We start from the raw sequence: 994 nt of genomic DNA on the forward strand, positions 1-994 counted from the left end.
CGACTTTGGACGGTTCGGACAAGTCTGACAAAATCAAGGAACTTGTAGAAGAAATTGCGGCACTGTCTGATCAGGTGACTGCACGCTTCGATGGCACGAACAGCCGTGCACCAAGCTTTGGTGTGGCCAAAGCCGGTGAACAGCCGCGCGTCAACTTTGCCGGTTTGCCGATGGGTCATGAGTTCACTTCCCTGATCCTGGCATTGCTGCAAGTCTCCGGGTATGCCCCAAAAGTCTCGGATGAAGTGTTGGCGCAAATCAAGGGTCTGAACCTGACTGCTGACTTTGAAGTGTTTGTCTCTTTAAGCTGCCATAACTGTCCGGACGTGGTGCAGGCCCTGAACCTGATTGCGATCAACAATCCGGGCACAACGGCTACCATGATTGATGGAGCGTTCTTCCAGGACGAAGTGGAACAGCGCAAGATCATGGCGGTTCCGATGCTGTTCCAGGACGGCAACCATATCGGTCAGGGCCGTATGACTTTGGAAGAGATCATTGCCAAACTGGACACCAATTCAACAGCCAAAGATGCCGAGAAGCTGAATGCCAAAGACGCGTTTGATGTGCTGGTGATTGGTGGCGGCCCTGCAGGCAACACAGCAGCGATCTATGCGGCCCGTAAAGGCATCAATACCGGGATCGTGGCGGAACGCTTTGGCGGTCAGGTGATGGATACCATGGACATTGAAAACTTCACTTCGGTGAAGAAAACCCAGGGTCCTAAATTTGCGTCTGAAATGGAAGCACATGTGCGTGAGTATGGTGTGGATATCATGAACCTGCAAAAGGTTTCAGCGATCAAGGGTGCCGATGAAACTGAAAATGGTCTGGTGGAAGTGACATTAGAGAATGGTGCCAAACTGGAATCGAAAACCATCATCCTGTCTACCGGTGCACGCTGGAGAGAGATGAACGTTCCGGGTGAACAAGAATACAAAACCCGTGGGGTAGCCTACTGCCCGCACTGTGACGGTCCACTGTTCAAGGGCAA

1 protein-coding gene is annotated in these 994 nt (G+C 52.1%); it reads left to right on the top strand.

Going from position 1 to position 994, the window contains the following annotated elements; translation table 11 throughout:
- On the top strand, nt 1-994 hold a 994-nt coding region (locus LZZ98_RS15435; protein WP_237788595.1), incomplete at both ends, for an FAD-dependent oxidoreductase.

This window comes from Acinetobacter sp. SM34, from assembly GCF_022012365.1.
Classification (GTDB): domain Bacteria; phylum Pseudomonadota; class Gammaproteobacteria; order Pseudomonadales; family Moraxellaceae; genus Acinetobacter.